Below are 395 nucleotides of genomic sequence, written 5' to 3' on the forward strand. Positions count from 1 at the left end.
CGGGCTGAAACCCACAGGCCACCTGCCCCTTTCGGGTGGGGGAACCACGCCGACCCGAGTAACCGCTCATCCTCACGAAAGGGGATAGCCAGCCATGGCACTTACCCGTAATCCCGACATGGTGCAGATCTTCGCCGACGCAGCGGTTTTCGTCGGCAAGACCCTCACCCCGAACATGCCCGCCACCATCGCCGACGAGTTCGATAGCACCTGGGACAACGCCGGAATCCTCAACGGCGACTCCGGTATCACCAACGCCCGCGAATGGGACGTGACCGAGCATTTCGGCTGGGGAATCGGCCTGTACCGCAAGGGTTTCAAGAACTACAAGGAAAGCAGGGTTTTCACCTGCCTCGAGGGCAACGCGACGACCCGGCGCATCGCGCACCCCGGCA

The 395-nt window shown here is 62.8% G+C and carries 1 pseudogene; it reads left to right on the forward strand.

Annotated features, from left to right (window positions below):
• Positions 1-94: 94 nt before the first annotated feature.
• Positions 95-395: pseudogene (locus ON31_RS29410) on the forward strand (hypothetical protein); the annotation flags it as partial.

It is taken from the genome of Nocardia otitidiscaviarum NBRC 14405 (assembly GCF_000308635.1).
In the GTDB taxonomy this organism is placed as follows: Bacteria; Actinomycetota; Actinomycetes; order Mycobacteriales; family Mycobacteriaceae; genus Nocardia; species Nocardia otitidiscaviarum.